This window comes from Cryobacterium sp. TMT2-15-1 (assembly GCF_004402345.1).
In the GTDB taxonomy this organism is placed as follows: Bacteria; Actinomycetota; Actinomycetes; order Actinomycetales; family Microbacteriaceae; genus Cryobacterium; species Cryobacterium sandaracinum.
In genome coordinates this window covers 60600-75801 of the sequence record NZ_SOGD01000033.1, presented here as the reverse complement: position 1 = coordinate 75801, position 15202 = coordinate 60600, and the positions used below count along the sequence as shown (strand labels likewise).

Genomic DNA, 15202 nt, shown 5'->3' with positions numbered 1-15202 from the left:
TGTCGCGCGTTCGCCGACCCGGAGCGGCTGCTGGGAATGCCTACCAGCAGGGTGTGGTGGCAAGCCGGCGAAGGTGTTCCGGCACGCTGTGGCGTGAGTCGGGCCGGGCCAAGAACTCCTACTTCGAATGTAAGGCCCAGGGGCCCACCGCGCTTTGTGCGTCGCCAAGGATGGGACTGACCTGACCGTCATCGCGAGGCGAATCGGCGGGCCCGCGGCCGGTGAGCCGGAATTGGGGCGACATCTGGAGGTGCTGCAGCCTTTCCTCCGCTCGCCGAGCGTTCCGGAGGAGTTTCACGGTTCGAACCACGAACCCGACCAGCGCCATCACCGTGGAGAACGCGAGCAGGGCGAGGGCGACCGTGCCCATGAGCGCCGGCCCCTCCTGATCCGCTCCGGCGTAGCTGATTCCGGACTGCCAGAGGAGGTATCCGCCGCCGGCAAAAAAGACGACCAGGGCAAGGGCACTCCGAAACACCTGCGGGCCATCACCTCGCAGAATCTGCACGATTCCATCCAGCAGGAACGAGACCGCGAACGGCAAGCAGACCGTTCCAATCAGGATCCCGGTGTGCGCCACGAGGAGCGCCCCTGTTTCGAGCAACACATTGTCTGAACTCATGCTTCAGTCCCCCAACTGATTGATTCCACTGCAAACTTCAAGCCTAGGTGGGCTCACAAAGCAAAAGAGGCCTTTAGCCTGCTCTTTTGTTTCCAGTGGGGGTGTCGCGGGGGTGGATGCAGATGCCCTGGCGGCCTCAGCCGTTTCAAAGTCCGACCCACCCCCTACAATCCAATCAGCGCCACAAGTGTCGAGGGGTCGGACTCACAGCGATCCCCGACACGGATGCGGCGCACGGGAATGGGGATTCTGTGGACAAGGTCGACTACAACTCTGAGGTAGGCGATGCGCTGGCTCTGCTGATCGACGGGCTCTCGCCGTTCGTCGAGGGGGTCTTCGCCACGAAGCTGCCACCGGAAGTGTCCTGGGCCTCCCTTCTTGAGCGCAAGGACAGCATCGCCGGCCGCCGCGGCGGCATCTACTCCCCGCGCGATCTCTCCTTGTTGCTCCGAGCCCTGACCGAGCGGATCGGCGAGCTTGGCTTCCCCTTCGACCGCGAACTGCCGCGCCAGGGTCAGACCTATGCGAGCGAGCTACGAGAGGTGCGCAACCAGTGGGCTCACAATCAGGAGTTCACTCCCCAGACCGCCTACCGCGCGGTCGATTCCGCCGAACTGCTGCTGCGCATGGTGGGCGCTGACACCCAGGCCGACGCCCTGGCCGCGCTCAAACAGACGGTGCTGCCGGTCAAGCCGCCTGTGCCGACCGTCCCGCCAACCGATACAACGATTGCAGAAACGGATGCCGCTCCGGCCGGCCCCGGCCAGGCACCGCAACTTCCCCGCCCCGCTGCCCCCGGCAACGCAACCGTCACCGCGGCATCCGCCCGCATCACCATCAAATCGGTGCCATACCTCAGCTACGCAATGGCGCACTGCCGGGTGCCCGTGGTCGACGAAATCATCATCGAGAACCTCGGTGGCGAAACGCGCGGAGCCTCCATCGAGGTGGATGTCGTCAGCGGCGAGGGCTCCCTCGGCGGCCCGAAGGTGCTGCTCGTGGACCTCGATGAGCAGAAGGCAACGACGCTACGCACTATCGACCTTGTGCTCGACCCGGCGCGCATGCTGCGCGTTGAGGAGCAACGGCCCGGTCTCATCCGCGCCGTGCTGCGGAACAGCGCCGGCGACCAGCTCGCCGAGACCTCGGTCGACGTGCAGATTCTTGCCTTCAACCAGTGGATCGCCACTCCCCTGCACCTCGGGCTCGAGCTGCTCGCCGCGCACGTGCAGCCGAATGCCGCAGCCATCGCGCCGCTGCTGCTCGAGGCCTCAGACCTGCTCAAAGCGAGCACGGGAGACTCGTCACTGTCGGGCTACCAGGCAGAAAGTGCGGAACGGGTGGATGCCACGGTCGCCGCCATCTATGACGCGATGCAGGCCCGCGACATCCGTTACGCCGAGCCACCCGCCAGCTGGGGTGTCGTCGGGCAGAAGGTGCGCACGCCGGCGGAGGTTCTCGAAAACCGGCTGGGCACCTGCCTCGACACCACCGTCACGCTCGCCGCCGCCCTCGAGCAGGCCGGCCTCAACTCGACGCTCTGGCTGCTCGAGGGGCATATCTTCCTCGGGTTCTGGCGCTTCGACTCGTCACTTGGCGCGATCGCTGTGACCGACGTCGCCGATATCGTAAATCTCGTTGACCTGGGCCTGATCGGGCTGATCGAAACGACCAGCCTGACCGGCGGCGACGCGGCACTGCCGTTCGCCGAGGCGCGACGCATTCCGCACACCCGTCACCTCGCGGCCGGCCTGGAGAAGTTCCAGGGTGTCACCGACATTCGGCAGGCACGCGAGGCCCGAATCTTCCCTCTGCCCAGCCGTTCGGTCGGCGCCGACGGCGAGATCACGGTCACGATCTACCAGCCGGGCGCGGGGCCGGTGATCGCCCCCTACTACGCCACGCACACGGCTGGCGGTGCGGTCGACGCCGCCGCGGTGCCGCCCCGTGTCGCCCAGTGGAAGAACGCGCTGCTCGATCTGAGCCTCCGCAACAAGCTGATCAACTACACCGACCGCTCCGGTTACCCGCTTGCTGTGCCGCCGCCCGCCGTGGCCCGCATGGAAGACGCGATCAGCGCGGGCACCCCCATCACCCTGATCCCCTCCGACTCGGTGCCGACCATCGATCGGGCCCGCGGCATCCGTTTCGGGCGTGATCTGCCCGAGGACACTCGCGAACTCATGCTCGCCGACAAGAAGTCGGCCTTCATCGAGATCACGGATGCGTCGTATACGAGCAAACTGCGATACCTCGCGAACAAGGCGAAGACGATCGTCGAAGAAACCGGGGCGAACAACCTCTACCTCGCATTCGGGATGCTGCACTGGCGCTTCAATGACCGTGACCTGCGGTCTCCGCTGGTGCTGGTGCCGGTGAACATGACAAGTGCAAGCCGCGGCACCTCCTACCGATTGACCATCGACGAGGCGGGCGCGTCCACGCCGAACTACTGCCTGATCGAGAAGCTGCGAGTGAGTCTGGGCCTCGACATCCCCGGCCTTGCGAACGCCACCGAGGATGGGTCGGGCATCGACCTGCCCGCCGCCTTCTACGCTGTGCGGGAGGCGATCGCCCTGGCCGGACTTCCCTTCCGGGTCGAAGAAACCGTTGAGCTCTCTGTGTTGCAGTTCGCAAAATTTCGGCTCTGGAAGGACCTCGACGAAAACTGGGAGACGCTGTCAAAGAACAGTCTCGTCTCACACCTGATCAACTCACCTCTCGAGTCGTATGCCGATCCGGTGGTGGGCGCGCCGGTCGTGGACCTCGACGAACTCGGTGGGTCCGTTCCCGTACCGGCGGATTCCTCGCAGCTTGAGGCTGTGGCGGAGGCCGTAGGCGGGCGCACCTTCGTTCTCGAAGGGCCTCCTGGAACAGGTAAGTCACAAACGATCACCAACCTCCTCGCCCGGTCGCTAGCCTCGGGCAAGCGCGTGCTGTTCGTGGCAGAGAAACGCGCGGCCCTCGACGTGGTCAAGAAGCGCCTGGAAAGCGTCGGTCTCGGCGATTTCTCCCTCGACCTGCATGACAAGGGGGCCCGGCCGGCCGCCGTGCGTGCCCAGATCAAGGCAGCTCTCGACCTCCGCATCCAGCCGGATGTGGCGGCGCTCACCGCGAACAGGGAGGCCGCGGTGTCGAGCCGCGGGGCTCTCGCGCGCTACGCCGATCGGCTGCATGAGGCGAACACGGCCGGCAAATCGCTCTACGAGGCCCACACCGATTTGCTCGCCGCCGACGTCGACATCACGGCGCTCATCATTCCCGGCGCACTCGTGGCCGGCAGCAGCCCGGAAGCCGTCGCCGAACTTCGCGACGTGTTCCGGCGGCTGCCGGAGGTTTCCGATCTGGCCCGCGCGAGCTCGTCGCATCCATGGGCCTTCATCGTTGAACGACCGGGCACGTCGCTCGACGCCGCGGCGATCCAGGCTGCCGGGCGCGAATTCGATAGTGCTCTCGTGGCGGCGCAGGCAGCTGGGTTCAGCCTGGAGTCACTCAATCGCATGGGTTCGGCTGACCGGATCGAGGAGTGGCGCAACCTGTCGGGAGCCCCGCGGCATCCGATCGCGATCATCGACGCGCTCCACGGTGAGGCCTGGCAGGCCTACCTTGTTCGGCTCCAGAGCCAGCTGGCCTCAGTACGAGCCTCGAAGCCCGAGTGGCTTGCGACCGTCAACCCGACCGTTCTCGCCCGCGACCTGGTCGCGATCCACGCGGCAGCCCTCGCAGCCGATGAAGCGGGCTTCTTCGGGCGCAAGAAGAAACGCCGTGCCGTTCTCGCGGAGTTCGCCGACGACCTCCTGATCGAGGCGGCCTCCGTGCCGCTCAAGACCCTGTCGACTCTGACCGGCGCTCTGGCCGCCTCGCACGCAGACGCGTCGAGCGTGCGGGACGCTGCGCTCCAGCTGCCGATGCCACTGGTTGACGCGGAGTGGAACCCGTTCATCGACCAACAGGCCGAAAGACTCACGAATGACATCACCTGGCTCTTCTGGCTCGGCAACCTGATCACGGCACCGACCTCTGAGGCCGGCACCTCTGTCGAAGACCTGCGCGAGTACTACGGGTCGACGCCTCTCGCCTCGGGCCGGGACCAGCTCGCTCGCCTTGCCGAGGTCTGGAAGACACTCGACACGGTGGCGGCGATCCAGCCGGAGCGCCGTTCCCTCTGGGCCGGTGACGTGGGCTTCGTGTCGCTCTGGTGGCACACGCGCGTGGCGCGCACTCTGGAGAGTACCCGGCCGGTCGTTCTTGAACGCTGGCTGAGCCTCGTGCGCCACCTCGAGCCTCTGCTCCGCAGCGGCCTGACCGACGCACACACGGCGATCCTGGCCGGCAGCATCCCTGCCGAAGATGCCGCGCTCGCGTTCGACAAGGGCGTGGCCATCGCCTCAATCGCCGAGCGCGAGGACGCCACGGCTCTCGGCGACTTCAACATCGCGGCACACAACAAGACCATCGGCCGGTTCACCGCCAGCACCCACGCTGTGCGCGCGGAGCTGCCCCGGGCCATTCCGGCCGAGGTACTCAACCTACGAAAGTTCGACACGAATGTGCCCTCGGGGCAGGTGGGCGGGCTCCGACGGCAGCTCGACCGCCAGCGCGGCGGCATGAGCGTGCGGGCGCTGCTCGAGAACTACGGCGAGCTGATCACCCAGGTGATGCCGTGCACTTTGATGAGTCCCGAGTCCGTGGCACGGTTCTTCCCAGCGAAGTCGAATCTGTTCGACATCGTGGTGTTCGACGAGGCCTCGCAGATTCGAGTGGCAGATGCGATCGGCGCGATGGGGCGAGCGGCATCCGTTGTCGTCGTGGGCGACAGCAAGCAGATGCCGCCGACCAGCTTCGCCGAGGCGAGCGCGAGCATCGAGGAAGACGGTGAGGCGGCACCGGAGGTCGTCGCCGACGAGGAGTCGATCCTCACCGAATGTGTGCAGGCGCGGGTTCCGAGCAAGTGGCTGTCGTGGCACTACCGCAGCCAGGATGAGTCACTCATCGCCTTCAGCAATCACCACTACTACGAGAGCAGGTTGTTATCATTCCCCGCTCCGCTGGCCGAAGGTGCGCAGGATTCCGTTGACGGACACGGCATCTCCCTCGTCCGGGTGAACGGCCAGTTCGAGCGCTCGGGCCGCGGAAAGACGCTACGCACCAACTTCGTCGAGGCCACCGCCATTGTCGAAGACATCCGGCGCCGGTTCTGGGCGTCGCCGACCGTTTCCCCCTCGGTGGGGGTCATCACCTTCAACGCGCAGCAGCGCGACCTCGTGGAGAACATGCTGCGCGACAGCGACGACGAGCGCATCGCGCTGGCACTCGACGAAACCGACGGCCTGTTCGTGAAGAACCTCGAGAACGTGCAGGGTGACGAGCGCGACAGCATCCTCTTTTCCATCGCGTTCAGCGCGAATGACAAAGGGGTGGTGCCGCTCAACTTCGGACCACTGTCCCGGGCCGGCGGGGAGCGCCGCCTGAATGTGGCTATCACCCGCGCCCGTCGGCAGGTCGTGCTGTTCACCAGCTTCGACCCGTCGTCCCTCCGCGCGCAGGACACCAGTTCGGTCGGCATCAAGCATCTCAAGGCCTACCTCGAGATGGCCGAACGGGGTGCTGACGTCATGCACGACGAGGTGAGGCGCCAGTCGACTATCGACCGCCACCGCGACGACATCGCCGCAGCCCTGACGGCCCAAGGTCTCAGCGTTCACACGGACGTGGGCCTGTCGGACTTCCGCGTCGACATCAGCATTGCGGATGCCGCCGACCCGGATCGGCCACTCGTGGCAGTGCTGCTTGACGGCCCGAATTGGCGCGCGCGCCGAACCGTGGCGGACCGCGACGGGCTGCCGGTCGACGTGCTTCAGGGGATCATGCGCTGGCCCGGTGTGGAACGTGTGTGGCTGCCGGAGTGGCTGCACAATCGCGAGGAGACGCTCGCGCGGCTCGGTGCGGCAGTGGTCGCCGCAGCGGCCGTGGCGACGCGGGTGAAGGACGAGCCGAGCATCGCGAGCACTGTTGGGGCGACTGCCGCGGCCACGGCATCAGCTTCGGCCTCCGGTGCAAAGACGCATAGCGCTGCGCCGTCGGCGCGTGGTGGGGAAGCGCCCATCAGCAACCGTTCTGCGGGGACCGTCCGAGGCTCCTCAACCAGAAATGCCACGCGGAGCAATCCACTCGTCGTCGAGTTCAGCGAGTGGGCGGCCCCGAGGTATCCCGGTTCGGTGAGTGTGCTTGACGCGCTGCCGCACACCGCGGCTACGGCCAAGGTGGAGGCAGTCATCCGTTCCGTTGTCGCCGCTGAAGGCCCCATTCACAGCGCTCGATTGACCAAACTCGTCGCCGGGGCCTTCGGCCTCGACCGGGTGAGTCAGTCACGAGTGGCGGCGATTCTGAGATGCGTTCCGGCGGACCTGCGGCTAACCCTCAACGAACCGTTCTTCTGGCCCGCTCAGGTCGACCCCTCCGAATGGCATGTCGCCCGGCGAACGCCGATCGGTGAGCCCCGGCAGCTGGAGCATGTTTCGCTGGTGGAGATCGCCAACGCGATGCGTCTTATGACTGAGGCCGCCGCAGGGATGGAGGAATCCGAGCTCAAGAGAGAGTCGCTGGCGCTGTTCGGGGGGCGCCGGATCACGGATGCGATCGGGGTGCGGTTGGATGCGGCACTCGCGTTCGGGCTTCGGTCTGGGCGTCTGGAACGCACGGGTTCCGGGATGGTGGTCACCGGACTGCGTTGAGCATCGGCCGTCCCGGGTTGCAGCCCGAGTGTCTGTGGCCCCTGAGACCATGAAACCGCTGCCGACCGGGAGCGCCACGGCCTGGAGGCCCACGATGACCAACCCCGCTGAATCCCCGCTGTTTCGCCTGATCGACAACTCGGCGACGACACCGGTGATCCTGCACGCACCCCACGGCGGACGCTTCATCCCGGCGGAGCACCTGCACTCCTACGTCATCTCCCCGGCCGAGTTGGAGGCCGAAAAAGACGTCATGGCCGACCACTTCACCGACGAGCTCGTCGCTGCCATCACGGGTGCGAGCGCGGTCATCAACGGGCTCTCCCGGTTCGCCGTAGACGTGGAACGCTTCCCCGACGACACCGAGGAGATGACGCTGTGGGCATGGGCGTGCTCTACACCCACGGCTCCCGGCACCAGGAGATCCGGCGGGTGTCCGCTGACGATGAGAAGCCCCTGCTGGACTACTTCGCCACCTACTCGGCCCGGTTCACCGAGCTCGTGGACGCGACGCTGGCCGTGCACGGGCGCGCCGTGATCTTCGACGTGCACTCCTACCCGGAGGCCCTGCTGTCGTATGAGCTGCACGACGGCGGCTACAGGGCACCGCTCTGCGTGGGATCAGAGCCGTTCCACGCATCCGCCGAGCTCCTGGCCGTCGTCGAAGGCTGCTTCCCTGACCTCGACGCGCAGGCAAATGCGCCGTTTGCGGGCTCGTACGTGCCGCTCAAGCATCACCACAGCGAGGGGTGAGTTCGGTGATGCTCGAAATCCGGCGCGACGTGTACATGGATGAAGCCACGGTCGAGGTCAAACCGGCGGGGTTCGCGTCGCTTCAGGAGTCGCTTCAGCGACTGGTTGGCCGGGTCAGCTGAGACTGCAGGGCCTGTGCGACCCGAGTTGAAGGCGACGAGGGCGGCGTGAGCGACTCACCCCTCGCCTTCCCTTTCAAACCAGAGCGAGCGTGCTCTTGCACCGCGGATATCGCCGGCAGCCCAGGAACGGCCCGCGCTTGCCCGGGCGCTCGACCATGAACGCACGTCCGCACCGGGGGCAGACGGTGGAATCGAGAGCCTCGCCGATGGCGTTGGTGCGCACGATCCCGTGGTCCCGGATCAGTTCCATCAGGAAGGGTGACTCCCTGTTCTTGACGGTGACCAGCAGCACGCCCCGCCGGGCACGGGTCATGGCCACGTAAAACAGTCGCCGTTCCTCGGCCCGCTTGAAGTCTTCGGCCGCGGGCATCGCCATGCGCAGCACCGGGTCGTTCGGGATGGTGCTTGGAAAGCCCCACTTGCCCGAGACCATGCCCGGGATCACGATGTAGTCCGCCTCGGCGCCTTTCGAGGCGTGGATGGTCATGAACTTCACGTCCAGAAGGTTAGCGAGGTCGCGGCAGTCCGGCAGGCATTCGCTCTGGTGGCGGTAGCGTCCCAGGACGAACACGGTGACCTTGACGCCCACGGGCTGAGGGATTCGGCCCCGGGCGATCTGGGTGTGCAGCGCCTTGAGCCGGTGGTGGATGGCCGCCTTCACGGCCTTGTCGGTGTCGACCGAGACGGCCCCGATCGTCGGCGGGAATTCCGGGGTCGAGGACACGACACGTTTGATCAGTTGGCTGGGATTCTGCAGCACGAACCGGCTGGAGACATCCGCTATCGATTGCGAAAACCGGAACGTGCGCTCGAGCCGCAGCACCTCACTCGGCCCGAACAGGTGCTGGAAATCGGTCATCACCGACAGGTCGGCGCCGGCGAACCGGTTGATGCTCTGCCAGTCGTCACCGACGGCGAAGAGGTGGCGGCCAGGCTGGGCCACGAGGGCGCGGGCGAGCCGGGCACGCGCGTGGCTGGCGTCCTGGAACTCGTCGACCATGACCAGCTCGTAGGGGCTCTCCCAGTCGCCGGCCTCCAGGTGCTCGGCCGACAGGTTGAGCATGTCCTCGAAGTCGATGCAGCCCTCGGCGGCCAGCTTCTTGTCCCACTCCCGCCGAATCGGGGCGAACAGGCGGAGGAACGCGGCATCGCGGAAGCGCACCTCACCTTCGGTCAGCTCATCAAGGCGTTCTCGGAGCTGGTCGTCGCTCAGCCGGTTGCTCTTTGCGTGGGTGAGGAAACTCCGGAAGGTGCGCAGCAGTCGCTCGTTCTCGGTGGGCGTCTGCGTCGCGATGATCCGGGCGGGATTCGGGTGCAGCTGGATGCCGCGTTGGGTCAGTTCCTGGGCCAGAGTGTGGAGCCCTGTTCCGCTCCACAGCTCAGACATAGTCGTTTCGATGAGCGTGGTGCCGTGCTCCCGGTGCAAGCCACGCTTCCACCGGAGACTGTCCAGGTAGCCGTCGAAGGGCGACTGACCGTCAGCATCGAGCGCCAGATGCTCGTGGTAGACGTCGATCTTCGGGTAGTAGAAGTCCGGTCGATACTGGCCGTGCTCGGGATCAACCGTGTCGATTCGGTATGGCCTCTCGTAGACGTAGTCGACGGTATGGAAGTACAGCCAGTCGGCGATCATCCGCTCGCCCGCGCTCTTCACAACCTCGCCCTGGGCCGTTCGAAAAACGGGTGCCTCACTCGCACTGTTGTCTGGCTCCCCTTCCACGTCGGGGTAGTCACGTGCGAGCACCGCCCGGAAGAAATCCCACTGTGTGCGGAAGCCGGGGTCGGCGGCGCGCAACCCGTCGACGATCCGCCCCAGTTGCTTGAGGTCTCCCCCATGCTCGTCGAGCCAGGGCGCCAGCGACGGCTTGCGGCCGGTGGCCTTCCCGATGATCTCGAGCCCGAACGCGTGGAACGTCTTCGCGACCACCTTGTCGGCGTCCAGCCCGAGGGGTGCCAGTCGTTCCCGGGCGCGCGCGCCGAGCTCCTTCGCCGCGGCATTGTTGAAGGCCAGCATCAGGATCTTGTCGGCCGGAATCAGGTTGCGGTGCAGCGCGTAACCGGCTTTGGCGACCATCGTCGAGGTCTTGCCGGATCCGGCTGAGGCGACGACCAGCATCCGGTTGTCGAAGCAGACGACTGCACGCGCCTGCTCGGGCGTGAGCGGCGACTTCTCGACCGTGTCGAAGAAGTCGTGGCAGGCGTCGAGCTCGGCGGCGAGGTGCCGCTCGTTCTGGGCGGCGATGAACGCGGGCAGGTCCTCACGCCAGATTCTGACCGTCTCCCGGGACACCGCGGAGAGTGCCTTGATGTGCGGCTGGAGATCAGGGTTGTCGAGCAGCTGACCGAACTTGACTGCGGCCTTGCGCGCAGCCCAGTAGGCGGAGAACTCGGTGGTGAGCCACCCCGCCGTCTTGAGGTGCACGGCGACGGCGGTGGCGAGCGCTTCGGTGAAAAGCCTCACCTGGTTGGCGGCCTGGTCGAATTCGTCGACAAGTTGCTGCAGCCTGAGCGCGTGCACGGCCTCGGCCTGGGCGGCGGCGAAGGCGGCCGCGAAGGATGCCGCGCGCCGGTTCGGGATGCCGCGGAACCGAAAGCGCCGGTCCGAATGCTCCAGCTCGAGGTGCGCCCAGACGCGACCCGGGGTCACGGTGAGCCCGCCGAACGAGCCGATGTTTCGGGCGACGGGCTCACCGCCAACGGTGATCGTGAGCTCGGGGCCGGTCAGCGACAGTCGCCAGTCCCGGGATTTGGTGAAGCGCTTGCCGAGGGCCGACGGGCGCCAGGTTTGCGCTGGGTCAGGGATGTTCACGGGCGGCTGTGCTGGGCGGAACAGACCATCATGCTGCAGCTCGCCGAGTTTTCCAGAGGAGTTTCGCCGTTCGACTCACGAATGCGGCCAGCGCCAGGGCTGTCGAAAATGTCAACAGCATCTGCGCCATGGTCCTCATGCTCTCCAGAGTCGACGAAGCCAGAGGAGGGTTGTTGATCCCGTACTGACAGAGAAGGTACCCGGCGAGCGCGAAGAGCAGAGTCAGGCCGAGGGCCGCAAGGAGGACCTTCAAACCATTGCTCCGCAGCACCTGAACAACGCCATCCAAGATAAAGGAGGCTATGAACGGCAGAAACACCGTCAGCACGATGATCCCGCCGTATGCCGCCAACAAGGCTCCAAAAGAATCCGGGCTCATATTCAGTCCCCCAACTGTTTTATCTCCTCGTACCCAGCTCTGATCCAACGGGTGCTCAACGACGGCGCCAAATACCACGGCCTGTATTCAGTCGCCCAGGTGCCACGTATAGGAGCCATCGTCCCAATTCATGGTGGCTGAGAACCGGTACCCGCTTGCTGTGCCATCAGCATTCTCCTTGTTGATGGCGATGCAAGTGAATGTCGTGGTTATCGCGGTGAGGTCATCCGTTGACCCACCACCTAATGGTGTGCAGGATGACTTGTCGATGGGGCCGTCGAGTACACCCTCGGCAACCCGGGACTGGGCATCCGTCGTTATCGAAGCCTCAATCTCACCAACGGATGTCATGCGCAGGGCCCGTTCAGCTGAATCCGACGCTCGTTGGGCGGTCGCTTCAGCAGCCACTTTCTGGGCTGCCGCGGTTGCGGCGGCCTTTTTCTTCTTGGCCGCGGCCTCCTGGGCGACGACCTCGTTATTGTGCATGACGGTCTGTGCAATAGCAGCAGTCCCGCCGCCGAGAATGATAACGGCGGCTAAGGCTATTGCAGCAATCTTGATTGTTTTGCGAGAAGGACGCGAGTGAACGTAAGACTTTCCACAATTCGGGCAGAACGCACCGTTCGTTCTTGATTGGGTGCTGCACTGCGCGCAAACTTTGGTGGGCACTTCACCGTTGGTGATCTGCGCGCCGGATTCCTCACTACTCCCGGGAACGGGCTCTTGAGCCGGAATTCCCTGAGTATCGTCGCCTTCATCGGGAGCTTTCTCGTCTGCCATGGTGCCAGCCTATGGGCGCTGAAAGACACCAAAGATGCAGATGATCTGCCTATTTGGCCCCAGTTGGGGGCGATCCCCTCTCTCGAGCAGGCGCGCAATCACACCTAGGCTTCAGGCATGACTCGACGGATGGCCGACCCAGCATTTCGCGATGACCAGATGAACCGCATACGCGAGCCGCAGGTGCGCTCTATCAACAAACTCTGCGATCAACTCATGGTGGAACAACCTGGATACTCTGTGCCGTACATCGCGCCCCACTATGGAGCCTCGACGGCCGTCATCCTCGCGCTCTCCTCAAACCCTGGGCCACAGGCCGGTGGAGCAAAGGGCTCCGGCATGCTCTCCCGGGAAAACAACGACGGCTCGGCTGCCCGGATGGGCGACATCTACGAGTCCGTCGGCCTGACCGACGACCAAATCGTGCCGTGGAACGCGTACCCATGGCATGTGCACGAAACGCACCCGAATGGGATGCCGAATAATCTCATTAATGACGGGCTCGATGCGCTCAAGCGCGTTCTCGACCTGCACCCCAACATCCACTCCGTCGTTGCTCATGGCGGTGACGCTCACCGAAGCGTTCGTCGGTTCATGTCGAGAAGGCGATTCGGCGACTACGCGGACGCCCGGGGATTGAAGGCCTGGAACACGCGCCACACCAGCAACCGGGCTTTCATTCTGCGCGAGCCGGAAAAGTCCATCGCTCTTGAGTGTGTGTGCGAGGTCTATCGCGAAGCCATGCGGCACGCCGGGCTGACTCCCCTGGCAGCGTTGAACGCCGACACGCTCGTCCCGTTGACCGGGCCTGAGCTTCGAGCTGCCGCTCGGGCCGAGCTGCTGCCCCTCCTACCGGGTACGGTCGACTCCGAGACTCGGATCAACGAGTATGTCCACGCGCAGCCGTCGCAACGAAGTCAGCGCTTGCTCATCGAGCTTCTGCTTCGAGACCTGGCTTCGTAGGGAGCTGCCGGTTGCAGAGGACGACTACCGGCCAGGCTACCTGATCACTGCGGCCCGCCCGTCAGAACGGCGCCGAGCACGGCCGGCAGCAGCAGCCACGCGCCGAAGGCTGCCGCAAAGAGTGCGAGTGTGCCGCTGAAGCTCCACACTCTCCGCCGCGTTCGCGCCGCGAGAACCTCGGCATCGAGCGCGTTGAAGCGAGCCAGCACGTTCTCTGTAGGCGGGAACAGCGGGGCCGGCCACGTCGCCGGATCGTCGATGACCGCGGCGAGCTCCGCCAGGTCACCGGCGTTCAGCACCACGGGGCGCTTCACAAGCCAGCGTCGCAGGCCAGCGGCAGTTGTGACTTTCACCTGTTCCGGCGCCACCTTGACGGTCAGCGACTTGGGATTGACCAGGGCGAGCACGGGCTGCGCGGCCGGGAGCAGCGGCATCCGTTCTCTCAGCAGTTTCGTGACCCGGCCGGCTTCGTATTCGGCGTTGCGGATATAGGGCTGCTTCTGGCCGGACACCATCAGGCCCCGCCCGGCCACCCAGACGGTCTTGCCCGCATGGTGTTTCGTATTGATGGTGAAGATGCCGCCCGGGCCGATGACGATGTGATCGATGTCCGAGCCCTTCTTGCCGATCGGCAGGGCGTGGAAAGACGTCCACTCCGAAGGCAGAGTCGCGAGGATCTGGCCGACCACGATCTCGCCTTTAGCACCCCGGTACCAGCTGACGCTGTCCCTGCGCAACGGAGAGTTGCCGCAGAACCGCGCGAACGTGCTCCGCGGTGGCGTATCGGCGTGCTGCCGCAGCAACTCCTCGATGACCGCCTGGGCCGCGAACTGCTGCCTCATTGTTTGCGCGTGAATAGTCATGGTTCCCCCGTTCCCCCGCGTTGAATCTAGCGGTTGGTGTGGTCTGGTCTCGCGAGGGCGGCATCCCCAGAACGGGCTCGCAACGCCAGCCACCCAACTCTGAGAGACTGACTGGCGGGGGGACTGGCGCGATGCTCGTCACCGGCATCGACCCAATGAGGAGCAACGGATGGCTGAGCAGTCCCGCGAACGAGTCGGCGTCTACCTGGACTTCGACAACATCGTCATCTCGCGCTACAACCAGTTGCACGGCAAGAACCAGTTCGCCAAAGACAAGGCGCGCAATCACGTGTCGTCGAACCCCAGGACCGACGCTGAGGTGACCGCGCGCATCCACCAGGCCATGATCGATATGGGCGCCGTATTGGACTATGCGTCGTCGTTCGGGTCAGTCGTGGTCAGTCGCGCCTACGCCGACTGGTCGGCGGCGGTCAACGCGAGGTACCAGCGCCAGCTCACCGACCGCGCTGTCGACCTGACGCAACTGTTCCCGACCGTTTCGTCGCTGAAGAACGGCGCGGATATCCGGTTGGCCATCGACGTCGTCGAGGACGTGTTGCGGCTCACCGACCTCACCCACGTCGTCATCGTCGCCGGGGATTCCGACTACGTCCCGCTCGCCCAGCGCTGCAGGAGACTGGGCCGCTACGTCATCGGTATCGGCGTGTCCGGCTCGACGAGTAGTACTCTCGCGGCCGCCTGCGACGAGTTCGCCGACTACGACTCCCTGCCCGGGGTCACGAGTGCGGCAACGCTGATTTCGATGTCGACCCCCTCGGCCCCGACCCCGCCAGCGCCCCCGATCCCGCCGGTCAAGGAGGTTCCATCCAAGAAGACGGATGCCGCCGCATCCGTGGCTCCGCTTCCTCCCGTTTCGGCCGCGGTGCCCGCACCCACAACCGATGCCACGCCCACGCCCACTGCCCGGAAGGCGGCGACTCCGCTGCTCCTGCGAGCGATGGAGCTGCTGGCGAAGAACGATCAGGAGTGGCAACACGCATCGGCGCTGAAGCTCCAGATGAAACGAATGGACCCGTCTTTTCAGGAGCGGGCGCTCGGCTTCACCCAGTTCTCCGATTTTCTGAAATCTCGGTCTTCGGTCGTTGAGGTCGAGCAGAAAAGTCCGGCGAGCCCGGTACTGCTTCGCCTGCGAGGCTGAGCCGGCCGGTCTCTCACC

8 protein-coding genes and 1 pseudogene are annotated in these 15202 nt (G+C 65.4%); 4 read left to right on the top strand and 5 right to left on the bottom strand.

What is annotated here, in order from left to right:
• Positions 1-118: 118 nt before the first annotated feature.
• Positions 119-622: a hypothetical protein gene (locus E3O62_RS09265; RefSeq protein ID WP_134398308.1), complete on the bottom strand. Its 504-nt coding sequence runs from the start codon at positions 620-622 to the stop codon at positions 119-121.
• A 251-nt stretch (positions 623-873) separates the two neighbouring features.
• Between E3O62_RS09265 and E3O62_RS09260 the strand changes: the two genes are divergently transcribed.
• Entirely contained in the window at positions 874-7356 is a 6483-nt protein-coding gene (locus E3O62_RS09260) for a DUF3320 domain-containing protein (RefSeq protein ID WP_134398307.1), read from the top strand.
• A pseudogene (locus E3O62_RS09255) lies at positions 7256-8109 on the top strand (N-formylglutamate amidohydrolase). The gene E3O62_RS09260 and the pseudogene E3O62_RS09255 overlap by 101 nt, the downstream one beginning before the upstream one ends.
• 195 nt (positions 8110-8304) lie before the next feature.
• Here the strand turns inward: E3O62_RS09255 and E3O62_RS09250 are convergent.
• The 3 genes from E3O62_RS09250 to E3O62_RS09240 are packed head-to-tail and all read right to left on the bottom strand — an operon-like array spanning position 8305 to position 12199.
• The gene (locus E3O62_RS09250; protein WP_134398305.1) at positions 8305-11040 is read right to left on the bottom strand and encodes a UvrD-helicase domain-containing protein; all 2736 of its coding nucleotides are present in this window, start codon (positions 11038-11040) and stop codon (positions 8305-8307) included.
• A 28-nt stretch (positions 11041-11068) separates the two neighbouring features.
• Complete coding sequence (locus tag E3O62_RS09245) at positions 11069-11497, bottom strand: hypothetical protein (RefSeq protein ID WP_166786452.1); 429 nt, start codon at positions 11495-11497, stop codon at positions 11069-11071.
• A 9-nt stretch (positions 11498-11506) separates the two neighbouring features.
• The gene (locus E3O62_RS09240) at positions 11507-12199 is read right to left on the bottom strand and encodes a zinc ribbon domain-containing protein (protein ID WP_134398303.1); all 693 of its coding nucleotides are present in this window, start codon (positions 12197-12199) and stop codon (positions 11507-11509) included.
• 129 nt (positions 12200-12328) lie between these two features.
• On the opposite strand from E3O62_RS09240, the gene E3O62_RS09235 reads away from it, so the two are divergent.
• The gene (locus E3O62_RS09235) at positions 12329-13162 is read left to right on the top strand and encodes a uracil-DNA glycosylase (RefSeq protein ID WP_134398302.1); all 834 of its coding nucleotides are present in this window, start codon (positions 12329-12331) and stop codon (positions 13160-13162) included.
• 44 nt (positions 13163-13206) lie between these two features.
• On the opposite strand, the gene E3O62_RS09230 is transcribed toward E3O62_RS09235, so the two are convergent.
• Positions 13207-14025: a nuclease-related domain-containing protein gene (locus E3O62_RS09230; protein ID WP_134398301.1), complete on the bottom strand. Its 819-nt coding sequence runs from the start codon at positions 14023-14025 to the stop codon at positions 13207-13209.
• Between the two features lie 169 nt (positions 14026-14194).
• Here E3O62_RS09230 and E3O62_RS09225 point away from each other — a divergent pair, with 169 nt between their 5' ends.
• Complete coding sequence (locus E3O62_RS09225) at positions 14195-15184, top strand: NYN domain-containing protein (protein ID WP_134398300.1); 990 nt, start codon at positions 14195-14197, stop codon at positions 15182-15184.
• The last annotated feature ends 18 nt before the right edge of the window (positions 15185-15202 follow it).